Source organism: Bradyrhizobium sp. T-1, from assembly GCF_053592855.1.
On the sequence record NZ_JBSGOX010000002.1, the window covers coordinates 551,458 to 568,212 of the forward strand.

Annotated in this window: 16 protein-coding genes and 1 pseudogene; 3 read left to right on the plus strand and 14 right to left on the minus strand. The window is 59.3% G+C overall.

What is annotated here, in order from left to right:
* Positions 1 to 361: 361 nt before the first annotated feature.
* From ACWAT4_RS42020 to ACWAT4_RS42075, 12 genes and pseudogenes are all read right to left on the minus strand, one after another.
* Positions 362 to 961 carry a hypothetical protein gene (locus ACWAT4_RS42020; RefSeq protein WP_128930072.1) on the minus strand — a complete coding sequence of 200 codons (600 nt, stop codon included), beginning with the start codon at positions 959 to 961 and terminating at the stop codon, positions 362 to 364.
* A complete protein-coding gene (gene gspM, locus ACWAT4_RS42025; protein ID WP_128930071.1) occupies positions 958 to 1,515 on the minus strand; it encodes a type II secretion system protein GspM in 558 nt (185 codons plus the stop codon). Before gspM ends, ACWAT4_RS42020 begins: the two co-directional genes overlap by 4 nt.
* Positions 1,493 to 2,566, minus strand: a complete 1,074-nt coding sequence (locus ACWAT4_RS42030) for a PilN domain-containing protein (protein ID WP_128930070.1) — start codon at positions 2,564 to 2,566, stop codon at positions 1,493 to 1,495. Before ACWAT4_RS42030 ends, gspM begins: the two co-directional genes overlap by 23 nt.
* Entirely contained in the window at positions 2,563 to 3,426 is an 864-nt protein-coding gene (locus ACWAT4_RS42035) for a type II secretion system minor pseudopilin (protein ID WP_164933593.1), read from the minus strand. The genes ACWAT4_RS42030 and ACWAT4_RS42035 overlap by 4 nt, the downstream gene beginning before the upstream one ends.
* A gap of 82 nt (positions 3,427 to 3,508) precedes the next feature.
* The gene (locus ACWAT4_RS42040; protein WP_128930068.1) at positions 3,509 to 4,243 is read right to left on the minus strand and encodes a general secretion pathway protein GspJ; all 735 of its coding nucleotides are present in this window, start codon (positions 4,241 to 4,243) and stop codon (positions 3,509 to 3,511) included.
* Positions 4,240 to 4,638 carry a general secretion pathway protein GspI gene (locus ACWAT4_RS42045; RefSeq protein ID WP_128930067.1) on the minus strand — a complete coding sequence of 133 codons (399 nt, stop codon included), beginning with the start codon at positions 4,636 to 4,638 and terminating at the stop codon, positions 4,240 to 4,242. The genes ACWAT4_RS42040 and ACWAT4_RS42045 overlap by 4 nt, the downstream gene beginning before the upstream one ends.
* Complete coding sequence (locus ACWAT4_RS42050) at positions 4,616 to 5,188, minus strand: GspH/FimT family pseudopilin (protein WP_313753858.1); 573 nt, start codon at positions 5,186 to 5,188, stop codon at positions 4,616 to 4,618. Before ACWAT4_RS42050 ends, ACWAT4_RS42045 begins: the two co-directional genes overlap by 23 nt.
* The gene (gene gspG, locus ACWAT4_RS42055; protein WP_128930065.1) at positions 5,070 to 5,540 is read right to left on the minus strand and encodes a type II secretion system major pseudopilin GspG; all 471 of its coding nucleotides are present in this window, start codon (positions 5,538 to 5,540) and stop codon (positions 5,070 to 5,072) included. The genes ACWAT4_RS42050 and gspG overlap by 119 nt, the downstream gene beginning before the upstream one ends.
* A 20-nt stretch (positions 5,541 to 5,560) precedes the next feature.
* A complete protein-coding gene (locus ACWAT4_RS42060; protein ID WP_128955146.1) occupies positions 5,561 to 6,775 on the minus strand; it encodes a type II secretion system F family protein in 1,215 nt (404 codons plus the stop codon).
* 4 nt (positions 6,776 to 6,779) lie between these two features.
* Entirely contained in the window at positions 6,780 to 8,447 is a 1,668-nt protein-coding gene (locus ACWAT4_RS42065; RefSeq protein ID WP_377818964.1) for a GspE/PulE family protein, read from the minus strand.
* A complete protein-coding gene (locus ACWAT4_RS42070) occupies positions 8,437 to 9,414 on the minus strand; it encodes a LysR substrate-binding domain-containing protein (protein WP_128930062.1) in 978 nt (325 codons plus the stop codon). Before ACWAT4_RS42070 ends, ACWAT4_RS42065 begins: the two co-directional genes overlap by 11 nt.
* Before the next feature lie 232 nt (positions 9,415 to 9,646).
* Positions 9,647 to 10,631, minus strand: a pseudogene (locus tag ACWAT4_RS42075) (pyruvate kinase).
* A 442-nt stretch (positions 10,632 to 11,073) separates the two neighbouring features.
* On the opposite strand from ACWAT4_RS42075, the gene ACWAT4_RS42080 reads away from it, so the two are divergent.
* Complete coding sequence (locus ACWAT4_RS42080) at positions 11,074 to 11,979, plus strand: LysR family transcriptional regulator (RefSeq protein WP_128955145.1); 906 nt, start codon at positions 11,074 to 11,076, stop codon at positions 11,977 to 11,979.
* 443 nt (positions 11,980 to 12,422) lie between these two features.
* Here the strand turns inward: ACWAT4_RS42080 and ACWAT4_RS42085 are convergent, their stop codons facing one another.
* Positions 12,423 to 12,677 carry a type 2 periplasmic-binding domain-containing protein gene (locus ACWAT4_RS42085; protein WP_232995554.1) on the minus strand — a complete coding sequence of 85 codons (255 nt, stop codon included), beginning with the start codon at positions 12,675 to 12,677 and terminating at the stop codon, positions 12,423 to 12,425.
* A 608-nt stretch (positions 12,678 to 13,285) separates the two neighbouring features.
* A complete protein-coding gene (locus tag ACWAT4_RS42090; RefSeq protein ID WP_128930059.1) occupies positions 13,286 to 14,203 on the minus strand; it encodes a LysR family transcriptional regulator in 918 nt (305 codons plus the stop codon).
* 153 nt (positions 14,204 to 14,356) lie between these two features.
* On the opposite strand from ACWAT4_RS42090, the gene ACWAT4_RS42095 reads away from it, so the two are divergent.
* On the plus strand, positions 14,357 to 15,649 hold the full coding sequence (locus ACWAT4_RS42095; protein ID WP_128930058.1) for an MFS transporter: 1,293 nt from the start codon (positions 14,357 to 14,359) through the stop codon (positions 15,647 to 15,649).
* Between the two features lie 27 nt (positions 15,650 to 15,676).
* The gene (locus ACWAT4_RS42100; protein ID WP_128930057.1) at positions 15,677 to 16,753 is read left to right on the plus strand and encodes a tartrate dehydrogenase; all 1,077 of its coding nucleotides are present in this window, start codon (positions 15,677 to 15,679) and stop codon (positions 16,751 to 16,753) included.
* Positions 16,754 to 16,755: the final 2 nt, after the last annotated feature.

A 16,755-nucleotide genomic window follows, 5' to 3' on the forward strand; every position in this document is an offset into this window, starting at 1 on the left:
TCGCCATCTCGAAAAGCCTCGCTCGTGTTTCCGAGTAGATAGGCGACAGATCGGATCGGGCCATTGATGTTTGAAAGTCCCCCGCCAGCCGCGCCAAACGAAAAGCGGTTCATAAGGCGCTTTCTCGCGATGCTAGGGACTGAATGACGGACATCAATATCTGAGGTGTGTTGTCGAGCGACACGAAGTGTTGCTTGTCAAGATGAATTGCCTCTGTGCGCTGCAACGTAGGGTCTGCGGCATTGCACGCAATGGCACGAGCGGCTACGAGATCGTCGTGTCGGTGTACCTGAAGGCGACCCATCGCAGCGCGGCACACTTGGCGGTTGCGATTGATCCGCTAACATAATCGCATTTACCCTTAACGCTTCGCAGGATGCCGTATTGAAGCGGTGCTGGCTTCCACAGGCGCCGGATCTGCGGTCGTGCCGGGCAAGGCGAGAGCCAGAACCTTGATGTTCTCGCCGTTCGAAAGCGTGGCTTCACGCGCTCCGATGTCGCGCAACGTCCATCCTGATTGAACTTCATCCTGCCGCAACTTCACCGTCTCGCCAGTCGCGCGATTCACAAAGACGGCGATGCTGTCGGCGCCCCCAGTTATCGTGCCCACGAGTTCAAATGGCGGAAGCTCAGGCTCGAGCGGCTTGGGAGCCGCGACGACAACGGGGATAGTGGGCGCGTTCGGCGGCGGCAGAGACGGAGGGCGGCGTGACGGAGAGAATAGCGGGCGCTCTTGCGTTTTATTGAGCTGCGCAAGGGGGACTTTGGCAATGGGATTATGCTCCGATCGGGTAGCCTCGAATGGCTCCTTCGCAAGCAGGTACTCCATTGTGGGCGACACTGGCGGATTCAGGCCAGTAGCCGTTGAAGTCTGACTCGCCTCGGCAGGCCGCCTCCCCGATTCGACTGCCAAGATCAGGAAGGCCAGCGCGAGAGCTTGAATCGTGAGGGGGCACTTCATTTGACACTCCGCCACCATCCGGAGACGACAATTGCGACGCGCACCTTCGTCGCGGCGTGTCTTGTCGACGACTCGGGTACCTGTATGACCAATTGATCGATGAACAGGAAGGGCGATCCCGCCTCCAGCTCGTAAAGGAGGCCTTGAAGGGCCGGCTGCTCGATCTCGAGATCGACAGAGACTCTGACGATCCCGTGTTGTGCTCCTGCGTCCTGCAGATCGACCTGCGACGATAAGATGTTGCTTCCCATCCGCGTCGCTTCTGCAGAAACGTGCTGCAGCACCACGGCGGCCGCGACTGTGACCGTGGGACCTTCGACAACTGGTGGACTCACAGCGAGCGCCCCGTCGTTCGTGCTGCGGGCCGCCCGCTGTTGTGACTGCAACCTGTCGAACATTTCGTTCGCGTTCGCCAGCGTACGATGCTGTTCCGCCAGGTCCAACGCCGTCCAGCCCGTGATCAGCAATAGAAATCCCGTCATTGCCGCGTAACAAATTGTGGCAACGAACGGAATGGCGCTGACGTAGCGTCTAATGCGGTAGGTCTGGTTCATGGATAGCGGCGAATGCGGGGTTGATTTGAGCCTCGACGTGGAATTGCTCTTTGGTTGCTCCTTCAGACCGTGTGGTTGGAGCGAAGAAGATCGCGTGTGAAAACTGGGGCGACTGCTCGATCAGGCGGATGAGCGATGCGGCGTCGCTCGTAAGGCCCGCTATCTGTAGTTTCGCGTGATCGATACGCAGCTCCGTTAGGAACGTGTTGTCTGGCAGTAGATCCGACAGCGCCTCAATCGCCATTACGGGCGAAGGAGTGTTGCGCTTCTGTTGTTCGAGCTCTCGCAAAGCGGATTCGGCAACAACATTCTGCGACGCTCTTGTGAGCACCGATATCTTTCGAGAGAGTTCTTCCCGTCTCAGGGCCAAACCGTCCGAAATGAGCGCTGAAATGCAAAGCGACGAAGTGGCAGCAAAGCCGCTTAACAGCAGAACTACCATCAGGCACGTACGAACACGACGGAAATCGGTCGGTCCGTGTATTTGTGTCTCAACGATCCTAATTGGCACGTTCGAACGTGACGTGGAGACCAGGATTGACCAAGTCCCAAGCGATCCGATAGCATCGAGCAAGGGCGTTAGCTTAGCGCGAGGCGTGGCAGCGATTGTCAGCTGAATGCGGTCGCCAGTCTCGTCAGGTGAAGCACTCCAACCATAGACCGCTTCTTGCACATCCCACGGGGTTAGTCGGTCGATTTGGGACCTCACGACACCCGCCGCATATTCGGCAGCGCGCCTCGGCAAATCCAGCGGGCGAAACAGAAATCGCGCCGGGTGAAGGACAAGTTCAAGCTGACTTCCAGTCAGAGCTAACTTCCATGCTGGAGGGATTGGGCTAGCAACCGCTCCCTCCAGGACCGCGAGCGCGTGGTCAGGCGCTTTCGCGTTTTTGGGGTCGGTCACGAGATGAAGGGTGAATTGATCCTTCTCGAATTCCACCATCCGAACCTGCGAGCGTCGGCGCAAGCCGTTCGAGAGCGATGAAACTTCGGACGCCACGGCTTGTACCCACGAAGCGAGGCCTGCCGCTATCGAATTAAACAGGATCATGGCGGGTTCGCCGTTGCCATGCCCTGACGACAGTCACCGCGCAAACTGTCATCCCAGGCAAGGATATGAAAAGGATCGTCCGGACCCTGTAGCAAGATGACCGCTTCCGCACAGCTATTCCATCCCCCTGCGCCCCCTATTTTTATGTCCAGCCGGAACGCGTCACTTGCATCGGCGGTCGCGGCGGTTTGATCTGAACCGAGCAGTCGGACTAGAGCGTCCTTACTGGGAGCCACGAGCTGCCGTTGGCCAAGAAAACCATTCAGACGATCTAGGGTCATGCCAGGCAAAGCCGCAACAAGCTCGGGCGGCGCGTCGAAGACGTTAATATCGGACCTGCCGCTGTAAACGGTCACCAGAGGCAACATTCGTTCTATGATGACCTGCGGCAGACCTTGAACTAACCATAACTCTCCTACATGTGCGAAGGGAGCGCCTCGCGGTCCATAGCCGCGGCCGGCGGCGCGGTAAAGCTGCGCTTCATTAGCGCGATCGGATGGTCTTAAGCGCTCTCGCCAACCAACAATCCGCGCAGCAAAACGCGGGGCATCCTCCTCCGATGCGCCGATCGCTATGAAGAAACTCGATAGTAGTTCGCGCGGGGCCTGATTGAGATCGAGCCGGGCCGCTTCGGAAACGAATCTGACCGATGCGTTGGCTTGGCCTAGCCGGAAGCTGAAGTGGCCATGCGTAGGTCGATCGCGCTGGTCTGCCACAGCAAGGCGTTGGGTCGCGAGATTAAGGCTGGCTGACACCAATTGATCGGCTTGCAGACGGCGCTCGATCACCGAACTCGACCAGGAAGAACTGCCTATGTAAATCGAATAGATGGACGCAAGTGTCGCGAGTGCAATCAACATCCAGAGGACCGCAATGAGGATAAAGCCCTCCCGCCCCCCAGATAAGTGTCCTTCCTGCGGATTGCAAAATATCATTGTGGCCTCAGGTCCGACGGCTCTCGAGAGAGTCCGCTGCGGGAGCCGTATCGGGACTAGTGTCGGGCTCTCCCGTGCAATCCGTGCTCTTTCCGCTGATGCATAGTGCAGGCGCGTCAACATGAATAAGCGTCGTGGTCGAGATTACCCTCGCCTCCCCAAGGGTGTGATCTTGGACCGTGAGGCGGATGGCGGCCGGCAAGTGGCCGACATTCAGCCAGTTCGCCTTCCACACGCCGCCGGGTCCCGCATAGGCGAACTCGGCCCGATAGGGCGATCGCAGCAGGACGACGGGATTACCAAAGCCAGACGGGTCAATCGCACCTTCAAACAAGACGAAGGGCCTCGAAGAGCGTATGAGGACGAGACCAGTAGGGTCCTTGATTGTTTCGATTTTAACGATCTCGAGGCCCGACTTGGCGTTGGGGCTTGTAACCGTGCGCACAAAAGTGACAGATCCTTCTGTGCCGTTGAACAGCGGCTTTTTGCTTCCGCCGTTGGCGGAAATGAACTGCGATGCCGCAAGATCGGCGGTTAAACGGTCAAGGGCGATGCCAATAAGCTCGGCGCGTTGCGCGCGCGCCAGGCCACGATCCCAGCTGGGTAGCCAATGCGTCGCGATTGTGCTTAGACAAAAAACAACAATCCCCATAAGTACGATCGCCGCGAGAGCTTCGAACAGCGTGAACCCCGCGATACTCGCGCGGTGCAAGGCTTGGGAGAGGTGATCCCGGGCTATCACTGCGACCTCCGGCCCAGACGCGCAGTTTCCAGGGCGAAGCTCGTACCTGCTGAAGATTTAACCTGGATCCGGACCCGTTTCGGCACCCATTGCTGCTTGTCGGACGCTGTCCTGAGCAAGGGCGATATATCGACGCGCCAGACAATGCCGTTGAGTTCACCCGACGTTACGCCCGTGGTTGCGTCGCCGCGCGGCGGCAATGCTGCCGCCAGAGTGCGCGCCGTCTCCACCAAGACCATGCGATCATCAATCCTCCGCGCGCCTTTTATGCTGGTCGACATGAGCGAGCCGATCGCCGCCAGCATGGCGGTGGCGATCGCGAGAGCGGCCAATGCCTCGACGATCGTAAACCCCGCGACGCTGCGGGAGGCATTACACAGCCGGAACGCGCACAATCTCGATTCCCCCCGTAAGCCAATTCACACGAACTTCGTAGACAGTATTCAGACGCGAGAGTCTAAGCGTGCCACCGCACGAGAACCCGCTCGGGAAAAAACTTATGGTCGAAAGGGCGGGTCGTCCTTCGCAATCCCGTGGCAATAGTGCGTCCAGCGTCACATCGTCCGGTACCACGAGAACGCTGCCGTTCGAACCTGATTGCAGGCGCCGGGTGCTCGCGTCGATTCTGGTCAGCACGCGCATCCCGCTCTTAACTGCCGCGTTCCGGTCGATCTTCAATAGGGACGCGATTTCGAGTGCCGATGCCTCGAGCCGCGGCCGCGACGTTCCAGGCGAAAGCCGTGGCAGAAGGATACCGACCAGCATTGCGACGATGGACAACACGCAGACCATCTCAAGCAAAGTAAATCCGTTTTGTGCTTCCGGGCTATTTCTCATTGCTGTTTGACGAGATATCGGCGGCAGAATCCGCACCGCCCTCATGCCCGTCAGCCCCGTAGGACATGATCTCAAACTTGGCGTTCCCACTGGGCGACCGGTAAACATAGGGCCTACCCCACGGGTCGTTCGGTAGGCTATTTCCATCGATGTAGGGACCGTGCCATCCGGCCATCGAAGCTGCGGGTTTTACCAGGGCGTTAAGGCCTTCCGAAGATGACGGATAGCGTCCCGTGTCGAGAAACATGAGATCGAGCGAACTGGCGAGGCTGCGGATTTGTATCTTGGCCGTCTTGACCTTGGACTCAGCGAGATAGTTCAACACGCGGGGGCCGATCAGTCCCATGATCAGCCCGATGATCGTAATGACGACCAGCATCTCGACCAAGGTGAATCCATTCTCGCCCGCTGCGAACGACCGCCGCCGCCAGGCCATTGCGCGGGATGAGATAAGCGTCATTTGCGCTCGCTGTTTTGAGATCACGATACGAGTTGAGTGATAGACAGCAGGGCCGTCATAATGGAAACGATGAGACCGCCGACAACCACGCTAATGCCGATCACGGCCGCCGGTCCGATAACGGCGACGAGCCGGTCAAGACTCCTCTGTAGCTTGGCTTCGTAGAACTCCGCGATGCGCCCGGCGAGTATTGGCAGCTGGCCGGTTTCTTCGCCAATGCGGATCATGCGGATCGCCATCATGGGCAAGACCGTTGACTGGGAAAGGGCGTCAGAAAGCTTCGCGCCGTGTCGTACTTGATCAGCCGCGGTTGTCCAGGCGGGAACATCGCCCGAAAAGGACATGATATCGACGAGGATGCGCAGGGTGGTGGTCAAAGGTACCTGACTGCCAGCAAGGATGCCGAGATTGCGGCAGAACACCGCAGTTTGGTAGGCCCGAAAAATCGAACTGGGGCCCGGCAATCGCATCAGTGTTGCGAGCAGCCGGAACCGGATCACGGGCCGGCGGAGGACGGCATAGGCTGCAAAGATGGCGGCCCCTGCGACTCCAAGAATCGCCAGACCGTTGGAGCGCGTCCATTCAGAAACGCCAAGCACCGTGACAATCAGCGAGTCCTGCTTGGCGCCGAAATCGCGCAACACAGCTCCGAACTGTGGCAGTACCACGAGAACAAAAAATGCCAGCACGCAGGATGCAGCGAGCAACACGAATGCAGGATATTGCAGCGCATCAGTAATTCTTCGGCGCAAGGCCTCCGTGCGCGCGCGCTCGCTTGCCAGCATATCGAGAAGGTGGCCGAGCTTCCCGGACGTTTCGCCGACTTGCACGAGCGCCGCATAGATAGGCGGAAAGCAACTCGGATATTTGCCGACGGCTTCAGCGAAGCTTTCGCCCGCAAGCACTGCGACGCGGAGTTTACTCACAATCGGGCGCAGGCGGCCGATGTCGTCATCTGAGCACAACAACTCCAGTGCATCGTCAAGCCTCGCGCCCGCCTTGAGCAGCAAAGAAAGATCACGTGTAAAGATGGTCACGTCTTCGGCGCGTGGTCGCCCAAGAAAACCAGCAGCGATATGAGCGACCGCAACCTTAGTGTCCTGAGCGACTGTTTCGATCGGAACGAGACCGAGATACTCGATACGCGCGAAAACTTCCTTCGCGGTGGACGCGGAGATCATACCGTTTACGAGCTCACCGCTCTGGGTCATAGCTAGATAGCGAAAGGTTTGCATCACGTTATCGTATGGTCGTTACGCGGAGAACTTCCGCGGGCGACGTGACGCCGGCTCGGCATTTCGCGAGGCCGTCTTGGATCATGGTGGTCATTCCAGATCGAACCGCTGTTCGATCAATCGACACGGCGTCGCAGTGCGCATTCATCAGCTGACGAACCTCATCGGCCACTTCAAGGACCTCGAACAGGCCAACGCGGCCGCGGTAGCCCGTTCCGCCGCAACGCTCGCATCGGCCTGCCTTGTAAACTTCATCACCAACCCGAAGGCCGATCGCGGCGTACCGCCGATCGGCCGCAAACTCCGAGTGCTCGAGCCGGCTCGTTGTTTTGCACCGGTCGCAAAGCTGCCGCACCAGCCGCTGCGCGATCACGGCACGGAGGGTTGAACTCAACAGAAACGCCTCGACGCCGAGGTCCAGCAGTCGCGGCACGGCGGCCGCAGCGGTTTCGGTGTGCAGCGTGGTCAGGACGAGGTGCCCGGTCAGGGCAGCGTGGATCGCTACTTCCGCTGTCTCGGCATCACGGATCTCGCCCACCATGATGACATCCGGATCTTGCCGCACGAAAGCGCGCAATGCCTTCGCGAAAGTCAGGCCGATAGCAGAGTTTACCTGGGACTGATTGATGCCCTTGATTTCGTATTCTACCGGATCCTCGATCGTCAGTATCTTCCGGGAGGATTCGTTGAGGAGGCCGAGCACGGTCGCAAGCGTCGTGGTTTTACCGCTGCCGGTTGGTCCGGTGACCACGATGAGACCGTGCGGGAGCGTCAGGACTGCGCGGAGCTTTGCTTCGTCGTCGGGCGCAAAGCCGAGCTTCTCGATCGCAAGGAGTCCCCGCTCCTTGGGCAGAAGCCGAATGACGGCAGACTCACCATGCTGCGTCGGCATGATAGCGACGCGCAAATCCATTTCAGCTCGCCCAAGTTGGACACGCGCGGCGCCATCTTGAGGCAATCGGCGCTCGGCTATGTTGAGACCCGCCAGGATCTTGATGCGGGAGACTATGGCCTGTGGGAGTACATGGGATGGTGAGGGGATATGGCGAAGCAGGCCATCAACCCGCATACGCACTGCCAGTTCCGTCCTGAAAGGCTCAATGTGTATGTCACTGGCGCGAAGCTCGGCGGCCTTTTCGATCAATTCGGAGACGGCACGGACGACCGGCGCGCCGCTAGCTAGGTCGCGGAGGCTTTCGATATCCTCCTCGCGGACAGCGATGGTATTATCCCTATTCGCTGCGGTGGTCTCGCCTTCGCTAAGGCGCTGAGAGAGCGCGGTATCAATGTCCTCAAACGACGCGATGGCGACCTTTACCGCGGGGCCGAGTACAATCTCCGCGGCGCTGATCGCTGCCGTGTCCGTGGGATCGAACAGGGCAATCACGGCGCGTCCATTCGCGAGCTGATACGGAAAAATCGCCATTTCCCGGAGGAAGCGAGGCGAGAAGTGTTCGACCAAGCTCGTCCCAGCCAAGAGGTCGGCTAAAGCCGCACGGTCATGTTTGAAAAAGGCTGCGACCGCGTCGGCAAACTCCTGGGCCGACAGGTCGGACGATTCGAAAAGCTGGCGCAGCGTGAGCTTTTCGGCGACAAGGCCGCCCATGCCGGCTGCGACATGCGCATCGCCCCGAAGGCGCTCTGCAAACTCAGTCACGGTTTCAGGCCTCATGAAGCGCGGGAGCCTCCTCAAGTGTGAGCTCTGTTTCACCTGGAGTCTCGGGCCATCGCTTTGTGGCAAGTGCGAATGGCCCGTCACGGAGCCGCTCGCGAATATAGCGGACGCAAAGATAATATCGGTACACACTGCTTGAGCGGACTTTGGTGACGGCAGATATATCAGCCGGCTGCCACCAGAGGGGAAGCACGTGGACTAATTGGCCATTCGCGAGCCCCTTGGCCACGTCCCAATAAGAACGCAGCATTATCCCACGGCCGGCAATCGCCCAATTGCGGATGATATCGCCATGGTTGGTGGAGAGGGCAGCGGTGACGTTGATGGTGCGCATCCCGATGGGACCATGCAAAGTCCAGCGCTCGAACACCTCGTCACGTTCGCGCATGACCAGGCACGAATGTCCAGCGAGATCGCCGAGTTCCTCCGGCATGCCGCGTCGATTGAGATAGCTGGGAGCCGCGCAGAGAATGCGTCTTCCCTGCGCAATAGGATGCACGAGCAAGTGAGGCTCGCGTACCCTGCCGACCCGAATGTCAATGTCGACATTCTCCTCAACCAGATCCACGCTCCGATCGACGATTTCCAGCCGAATATCCAATTCCGGGTGTAGGAGCGCCAACTCCGATACAAGTGGTGCGACATGATTGCAGCCAATACCCGAGCTTGCCGTAATTCGTACGCTGCCGCGGGCGACGGAATCGGTCTCAGGACCGTCAGCTACAAAATCCGCATAGGCATCGAGAACGCGCTGCGCTTTGGACAGCAACACTTCCCCATCGCTGCTGAGCACCGCTTGTCGAGCGGTACGCAGGAACAACACGCGTCCGAGTGCCCGCTCAAGTAGCGCGACGCGCTTGCTGACGTAGGCAGGCGACGCACCTAACTCTGTCGCCGCCGCAGCAAAACTTCCCCGCCGCGCCGCAACGATAAACACCTCAAGATCTTGTGCTAATGGTTTCACCCCGACGTTTCCCGATTGCAAAACGGAACTTATTCGCCCGCTAATCTATAATCTTAAGGTCACTGGCTCGCTGACCTCAATGCTCATTATAATATACAAACGATTAGAATAATTTCTTGCGAGGACGTGATCTGCTGGGCAGTTGCGCAAGGTTGGGCCGGCAAACGGCATAGGCCGCGCTGCGACGTCAGCTGGTTAGAGGAAGGGGGCGGCCAGGATGGCGGCGAAGCGCTTAAGCAATCGTCACCACGCGTAAATTATTGGTTGTGCCGGCATCGCCGAAACGTATGCCGGCCACGGCGACGATGACATCGGCATTCTCCGCAAAAGTTCACGTTGAGAGCGGTTTGCGTCGCGCGTTCGACCATCTCCTCGTAGGAGCTTATGTTGGGGGACTTCATGCCGTGGGCGCCCCCACAACAGGCATAGTTGGCGCGAGACCCGTTCCTCCGGTGTGATCGCGAGGATCAGTACCTTGGGACGTTTGCGCGCGATGCGCGTTGCAGTCGTACCGCTCGAGGTGAAGGCGAGGATCGCTGAGGCTCCGATCATCGTTGCGAGATCCGCAGCCGCCGCGGTCGGGGCGGTCTGCTCCTCGTCCGGCTCCGACGCATTGACGATCGAACGATACATTTTATGTCGCTCGGTGCTTTCGATTATGCGGCTCATGTTGGTGGCGGCCTCGCACGGATATTGCGCGGTCGCAGATTCCGCGGACAGCATGATCGCGTCGGCTCCGCCATAGATCGCTGTGGCCGCATCCGAAGTGTCGGCGCGTGTCGGCGTCGGCGCAGCAACCATTGAGCGTCGAGGCGGCACGATCGGATCAATTCCTTTTGTCGGCCGGGAACCTCCGCATGCGGAATTGCGACGCCAAGATCAACGCGCGCGATCACTATCCCATCGGAGAGGCGCACGATGTCATCGATATGCCCGGACGCCGACCGACGGAACAAAGCGAACGGCGTCACCGGCACTGAGGGAAAATCTGCCATTCCTTATGGTACCAACCCGGATCTTTGGCCCCTGCAAGTCCTGAAGAATACCAATAGGGCGGCTGAATCTTCGTTCGAGTTGACGAATTGCGCCATGACGCCTTGCGTGATCTGCCTGTAAGTCGGAACGTATCCGCCCGCCTGGCCCAATGCCGCGAGCATCTCTGGCGAACGGCTGGCGGGTCCGACGGTCGCAATAATCTTGGCTCGCCGACGATGCATGTTTTACCTCGCGAAATTGCGGGGCCGCCCATCAAACAGCCCTGACATTGCCGACGTTCGTGCGTATCGAATCGATGCGAATGAGAGCGCCGACGCGATCAAGAAGGCCGTTGCTATCGCGGGCCGCGAGGCAAGAGCGGATCGAAGTGTGCCGCATGTGCCTGGCCTAGCGCGCTCGGCGCACGATCGTGCCTGGCGCACTCGGCGTCTCCGTCCCAGCCAAGTAGAGCAGCATCACTTTCGCAAACCGGACCTCCAGATCGTTCGTCAAGCCGGATGGGCTCCTGGCCCGATCGGCGTTTGATTGTTCTGCGCATCGACGGCGCTATCGAGAAAACGCTGCAATCAAGGCAGAGCGGATTCAATCTCCAATCGTTTATACAAAAGAATGACATAATAAGACCGGCGTTTTTGATGTTATCGTCGTCGTACGGAGGAACTGATGGACCTGCAACAACTGCGCTGCTTCGTAGCAACAGCCGAAGAGCTTCACTTCGGAAGAGCGGCGCAACGAATGAATATGCTTCCCTCGGCCCTGGGGCGGTTTGTTCGGCTGCTGGAGGAGGATCTCGGCACGCGGCTTCTGACGCGCACGACGCGAAACGTCGCGCTGACGGACGACGGTGTTGTCTTGCTTAAAGATGCGCGTGCGCTGCTGACGCAAGCCGATGCGCTTGCGGTCAGATTTCGGACGCGCTCGCGCAAAGGGGCAACAATCATACGCGTTGGTGCCATCGACAGTGCTGCCGCCGGACTTATTCCGAAACTTCTTAAAGACTTTCGCAAGCGTCGGCCTGATGCAACGATTCAACTGGTCGAGGATAAGACCATTCGTCTGTTGCCGCGCCTTTTGACCGGACGGCTTGATCTCGCCTTCGTGCGCCCCCCAAAAGACGCCAACAAGCGGCTGGAGTTTCTATTTCTCTTCTTTGAGACAGCCGTCGTAGCCCTTCCGCACCATCATCGACTTGCGTCGAGGAAGATGGTCAAGGTTGCGGATCTCAAGAACGAGCCACTGATCGTTCCCGAACGGCGGTCCAGGCCTCATAGCCACGATCTAACGATGAAGCTCTTTGCGGAAGCCGGGCTAGACGCCCGGATTGCTCAGATTGCGGAGGAAAAGCAAACGATCGTCAACCTGGTGTCGGCCGGTTTGGGGATCGCTATCGTACCTAGCTGGACGTCGCGCCTGGCGAGCCGCGGGGTTCGCTATGTCCGGCTCGTGGCGTCGGACATGAACAAACTTCCCCTTGCGGCTGCTTGGTCGCGCGGGACCAGGGATCCCATCCGAGACGACATATTGAAGATGCTGCGGGCCGATCTTGCAGCTTACGCAAAGGAAGCTTGAGTCGCACCCGATCGCACTACTCTCTCCCGCAGACTGCCCGCCACCTATGGCGGGCGTTTTTTTGGGAGTTAGGCAGACTGGGAAAACCACCGGGCCGGAAGGCTACATCATTTCGGGCCACTCGAGGTAGATTCGGAAGAAGCCCATGGGGTTCAAGCGGCCGCGTTATAGACACCGCGGATCTTGGTTTTGTTGTGCTTCCAAAGTTGGTGGAGCGCCGCCTCATCGCGCCATCGCTGTATATTTAGGGGCCTACTATCTTAGGCGGTTATCGGATCGACGAAACCGTGTCCTCTCTTTCCGGAGACGATCTTGCGCAGGATATACCGAAGCGGGCAATCAGCTCGGAGGCGACGCGCGTCGGCGGCCGGATCCGCAAGGCAGATAAGGCCCAGATCCCTTCTGATTTCGGCCTGACGATTGAGCCGGCGCTCAAAGTTCCGTCACGAACTCATGTCTGACCGCGCAGAACGGGAGGACGCCGGGGCAAGGCGCTGCCGGACGAGGTCTTTTAGAGGAATCATCGTGTCGATCTCCAGCACAATCGACACCGACAGATCGATGCCCGCGGCACCGGCGTCGAGAAGGCTTCGAATCGGATTTTGAGCAGAGGGAAAGAGTATAGCAAGCAGGCTCGCGGGGCTGACCGGATCGCCGGCGAACATTTCTGGCGGCCCGATTGCGAACAGCCGCTCCACTGCGAGGCGCTTGCTGATTAAGCGTGGGCTTTCTGGTTGAAGACGTGGACCAACGCGACGTCGATCGAGCGCGTCAACGTCCCTCTAGCAAGTGCGGGCGTACTCGGGCAGACGCTCCCGGTAGGCCCTGATCAGCTCCGCGCCTGCCAATGCAATGACGGACGGGGTAGCACCGATGATGACATCACTGGTGAGATGCTTTCCGTCGGCCATGACTTCCTAACCGGCAAGGTCACGCAGGATCTGAGATGCGCTCCGGTGCAAGAGAAGGCTTGCCTCGGTCATCTGCATTCCTCGACCGTCGCGGTCGAACAGAGGTGTTTGTGAAACGCAATAGTTACGGCTCGGGGGCTAGCAGCGGATCGCACCCCCGATCGGTCGTCCAACTTGGATCGCGCTGATGAACATCGAAACGCACGCGAAGTGGGCTTGCAGGATGCCTCGACAATCGACGGCTCATGAGTATTCGTGCTCCTTGCCTCCCTTTCCAGATGCGCTCAACGATGACCATCGGTACCCGACCGAACACGGTTCAAACACTTTCGGACCGGCGAGCTTGACATTTGCGCTCGCATCGGAGCTCGGCGCCTGGCTTTCTGCAAGAATCATCAGGCACCTTTGGCATAAGACCGCAACCGCTTTTCGAGGACCGTCAAAAGCGTATCGCGAATAGGATCGCGGGAACCACGCAGCCAACTTGCAGCGAGCGGAAGCCGTCCAACTGCTCCAAAGCGCTCCAGCTTGAGCGGAACAAAGCGAACGCCCGCAACAGCCATGCGAGAGGTCCAGCGGGGGACGACGGCCAGTCCCAGTCCAGCCGCAACCATGTTCACGATCGTCTGCTTTTCATCGGCGAGCTGAGCGATGCGGGGCGTCAGCCCGGCGTCCTCGAACAGCTTCATGGTCAAGTCGTGGCTGTGGGGCCGAGATCGCCGATCAGGAACGATCATCGGTTGATGAGCGATCGCCGAGAGCGACAGACATTCGTTACGTGCAAGCGCGTGCCTGCGGGGAAGGGCGACCACTGCGGTTTCCATGAGCAGAGTTTTACATTCGAGCCTTCGGTCCATCTTCTCCGGAGGACGGATGAAAACGAGATCGAGCGCTCCGGAAAGGACCTTGGGAAGCAGCCGGAACGTCTTTTCCTCCAGAAGATGAACGGTGACGTCGGGGTATTTCGCGCGGAAGTCTCGCAACAGCTGCGGCATAAGCCCGGCCGCAGCACTGTCTATGGCGCCTACCTTGAGATTCCGGGCTCCGACCGAACGCGAGCGACCGCGCAAGACGGCCTCCACGGTCGAGACCTTTGAGAGAATGATGCGCGCCTCCCGAAGAAGTAGCGCGCCGTCGTCGGTCAAAGAGACGGCTCGCGTGGTCCTTGCAAACAGCCGCGTACCAAGATCCTCTTCCAAGAGTTTGATGTGGCGGCCGAAGGCGGAAGGTAGCATCTGCAGGTGTTGGGCCGCGCGGCCAAAATGCAGCTGCTCGGCGGCGGCGACGAAACATCTCAATTGACGCAGCTCCATGAGCAGGCCCTTTTGTCGAATCCGAGCCATTATACCATTTTTTTGTACAAATAAGGGCGTATTGAGTGACGCCGTCTCTTCCTTCTAGGCTGGCCGTAGATAAAAGGCATGGCTGCCAGCCGGGGCGCCAGCCGAAAAACGAGGAGGCCCAAGGTGGTGAACGAGGTTCAGAAGCGCACGATCCGTCGAGTAGCTTACCGGATCGTGCCATTCGTGATGCTACTCTACTTCGTCGCGTTTATCGACCGAGTGAACATCGGCTTCGCAGCGCTGACGATGAACAAGGATCTTGGTTTCTCCTCCTCCGTATACGGATTTGGTGCGGGCATTTTCTTCTGGGGTTACTTCCTGTTCGAGGTGCCCTCCAACATCATTTTGGACAAGGTGGGAGCCCGACTGTGGATCGCTCGGGTCATGATCACCTGGGGCTTGATATCCGGGGCAATGGCGTTCGTCCAAGGGCAAACAAGCTTCTACGTTCTTCGCTTCTTGCTCGGCGCGGCCGAAGCTGGGTTCTTCCCAGGAATTATCCTCTATCTGTCCTATTGGTTTCCCGCGCGCCAGCGTGCCGGGATCACCGCTCTGTTCATGGCAGCGGCGCCTCTTTCAACGGTCCTCGGATCGCCCGTCTCGGCCGCTCTTCTGGAGTTGCACGGCTTGTTCGGCCTTAAGGGGTGGCAATGGCTATTTCTCCTCGAGGCGCTACCCGCCATCGTGCTTGGGTTCATCGTGCTCGGATTCATGACGGATCGGCCGGAACAGGCGAAGTGGCTTGCCGATGATGAGCGGGCCTGGCTGGTCGAGGCCATGAATGCGGAGCGGGCGGCCAAGGCAGGGTCGGCGAGCCATAGCGTCTGGCGGGGACTGACGGATCTACGCGTTCTGGCTTTGTCCCTCGTCTACTTCGGCACGTCGGCGGGACTGTACACGCTGGGGGTATGGGCGCCGCAGATCATCAAAGGCTTCGGCCTGTCGAATATGGCGGTTGGATCGCTCAATGCGATCCCGCCGACGATCGCCGTGGTGGCCATGTATCTGTGGTCAAGGCATTCGGACCGCACCAACGAACGGACGTGGCATGTAGTCATCGCTTGCCTCGTTGCGGCGGCCGGGCTCGCGCTGGCAGGCATGTCGACTGGCGTTGCTTCAGTTATCGCTGCGCTGGTGCTGGTGAACGTCGGCATCAGCGCCGCCAAGCCGCCGCTTTGGAGCATGCCGACACTGTTCCTGGCCGGTCCGGCCGCGGCGAGCGGCATCGCAACCATCAACTCCATCGGCAATCTCGGCGGCTTCGTCGGTCCGGCCATGATCGGATGGATCAAGGACCTCACCGGCAGCTTCGAGGGCGGGCTCTATTTCGTCTGCGCACTCTTGTTGTTGTCCGCCACGCTGACGTTGCTGCTCGCGCGCTCGATCGGCCGCCATCAGGCGGCCGTCGCGCACTAATCATACGGAAGAGGAAGGATATCTCTCATGAAGACCTACAACGTTGCGGCAATCCCAGGCGACGGTATCGGCTCCGAAGTTGTGGATGCCGGCGTCGAAGTTCTTAAGGCGCTGGCGAAGCGCGATGGGGCATTCACCTTTCACTTCGACCACTTTGATTGGGGTGGGGAATATTATAAGCGGCATGGCCGCATGATGCCCGAAAACGGGCGCGATCTGATCCGTAATCACGATGCAATCCTGTTTGGCTCCGCAGGGCACCCAGAAATTCCGGACCACATCACGCTTTGGGGCCTGCGGCTCGCGATCTGTCAGCCGTTCGATCAATATGCGAATGTGCGTCCGACCCGCATCCTTCCCGGCATCACCTCGCCCTTGCGTGCCGTCAAGGACAAGGAGCTCGACTGGGTCATCGTTCGGGAAAATTCGGAAGGCGAGTATGCGGGCGTCGGCGGACGGGTCCATCAGGGATCTCCTTTGGAGGCAGCAACCGATGTCGCTATGTTCACGCGCGCCGGTGTGGAGCGGATCATGCGCTTTGCCTTCGGCCTTGCACGGTCTCGTCCCCGCAAGTTGTTGACCGTCGTGACGAAATCCAATGCACAGCGGCATGCAATGGTCATGTGGGATGAAATTGCAGCGGAGGTCGCGCGCGAGTTTTCTGACGTGACGTGGGACAAGATGCTGGTCGATGCCATGACGATGCGCATGGTCATGCGCCCGCAGAGCCTCGATACGATCGTGGCTACCAATCTCCATGCTGATGTGCTGTCCGACCTTGCCGCTGCCCTTGCCGGTTCGCTTGGCATCGCCCCGACCGCCAATCTCAATCCCGAGCGCAAATTCCCATCGATGTTCGAGCCCATCCATGGCTCCGCCTTCGACATCACAGGCAAGGGCATTGCCAATCCCGTCGGGACATTCTGGTCGGCGGTTATGATGCTTGAGCATCTGGGGGAGAATGCAGCCGCGCAGCGGCTCATGAAGGCAATCGAGCGCGTCACCGCCAACCCCGAACTGCATACGCCAGACCTTGGAGGATCGGCGAACACCCGCAAGGTGACAGACGCTGTCGTGAGCGCGATCCAAGCGGAAAACGCGTGAAG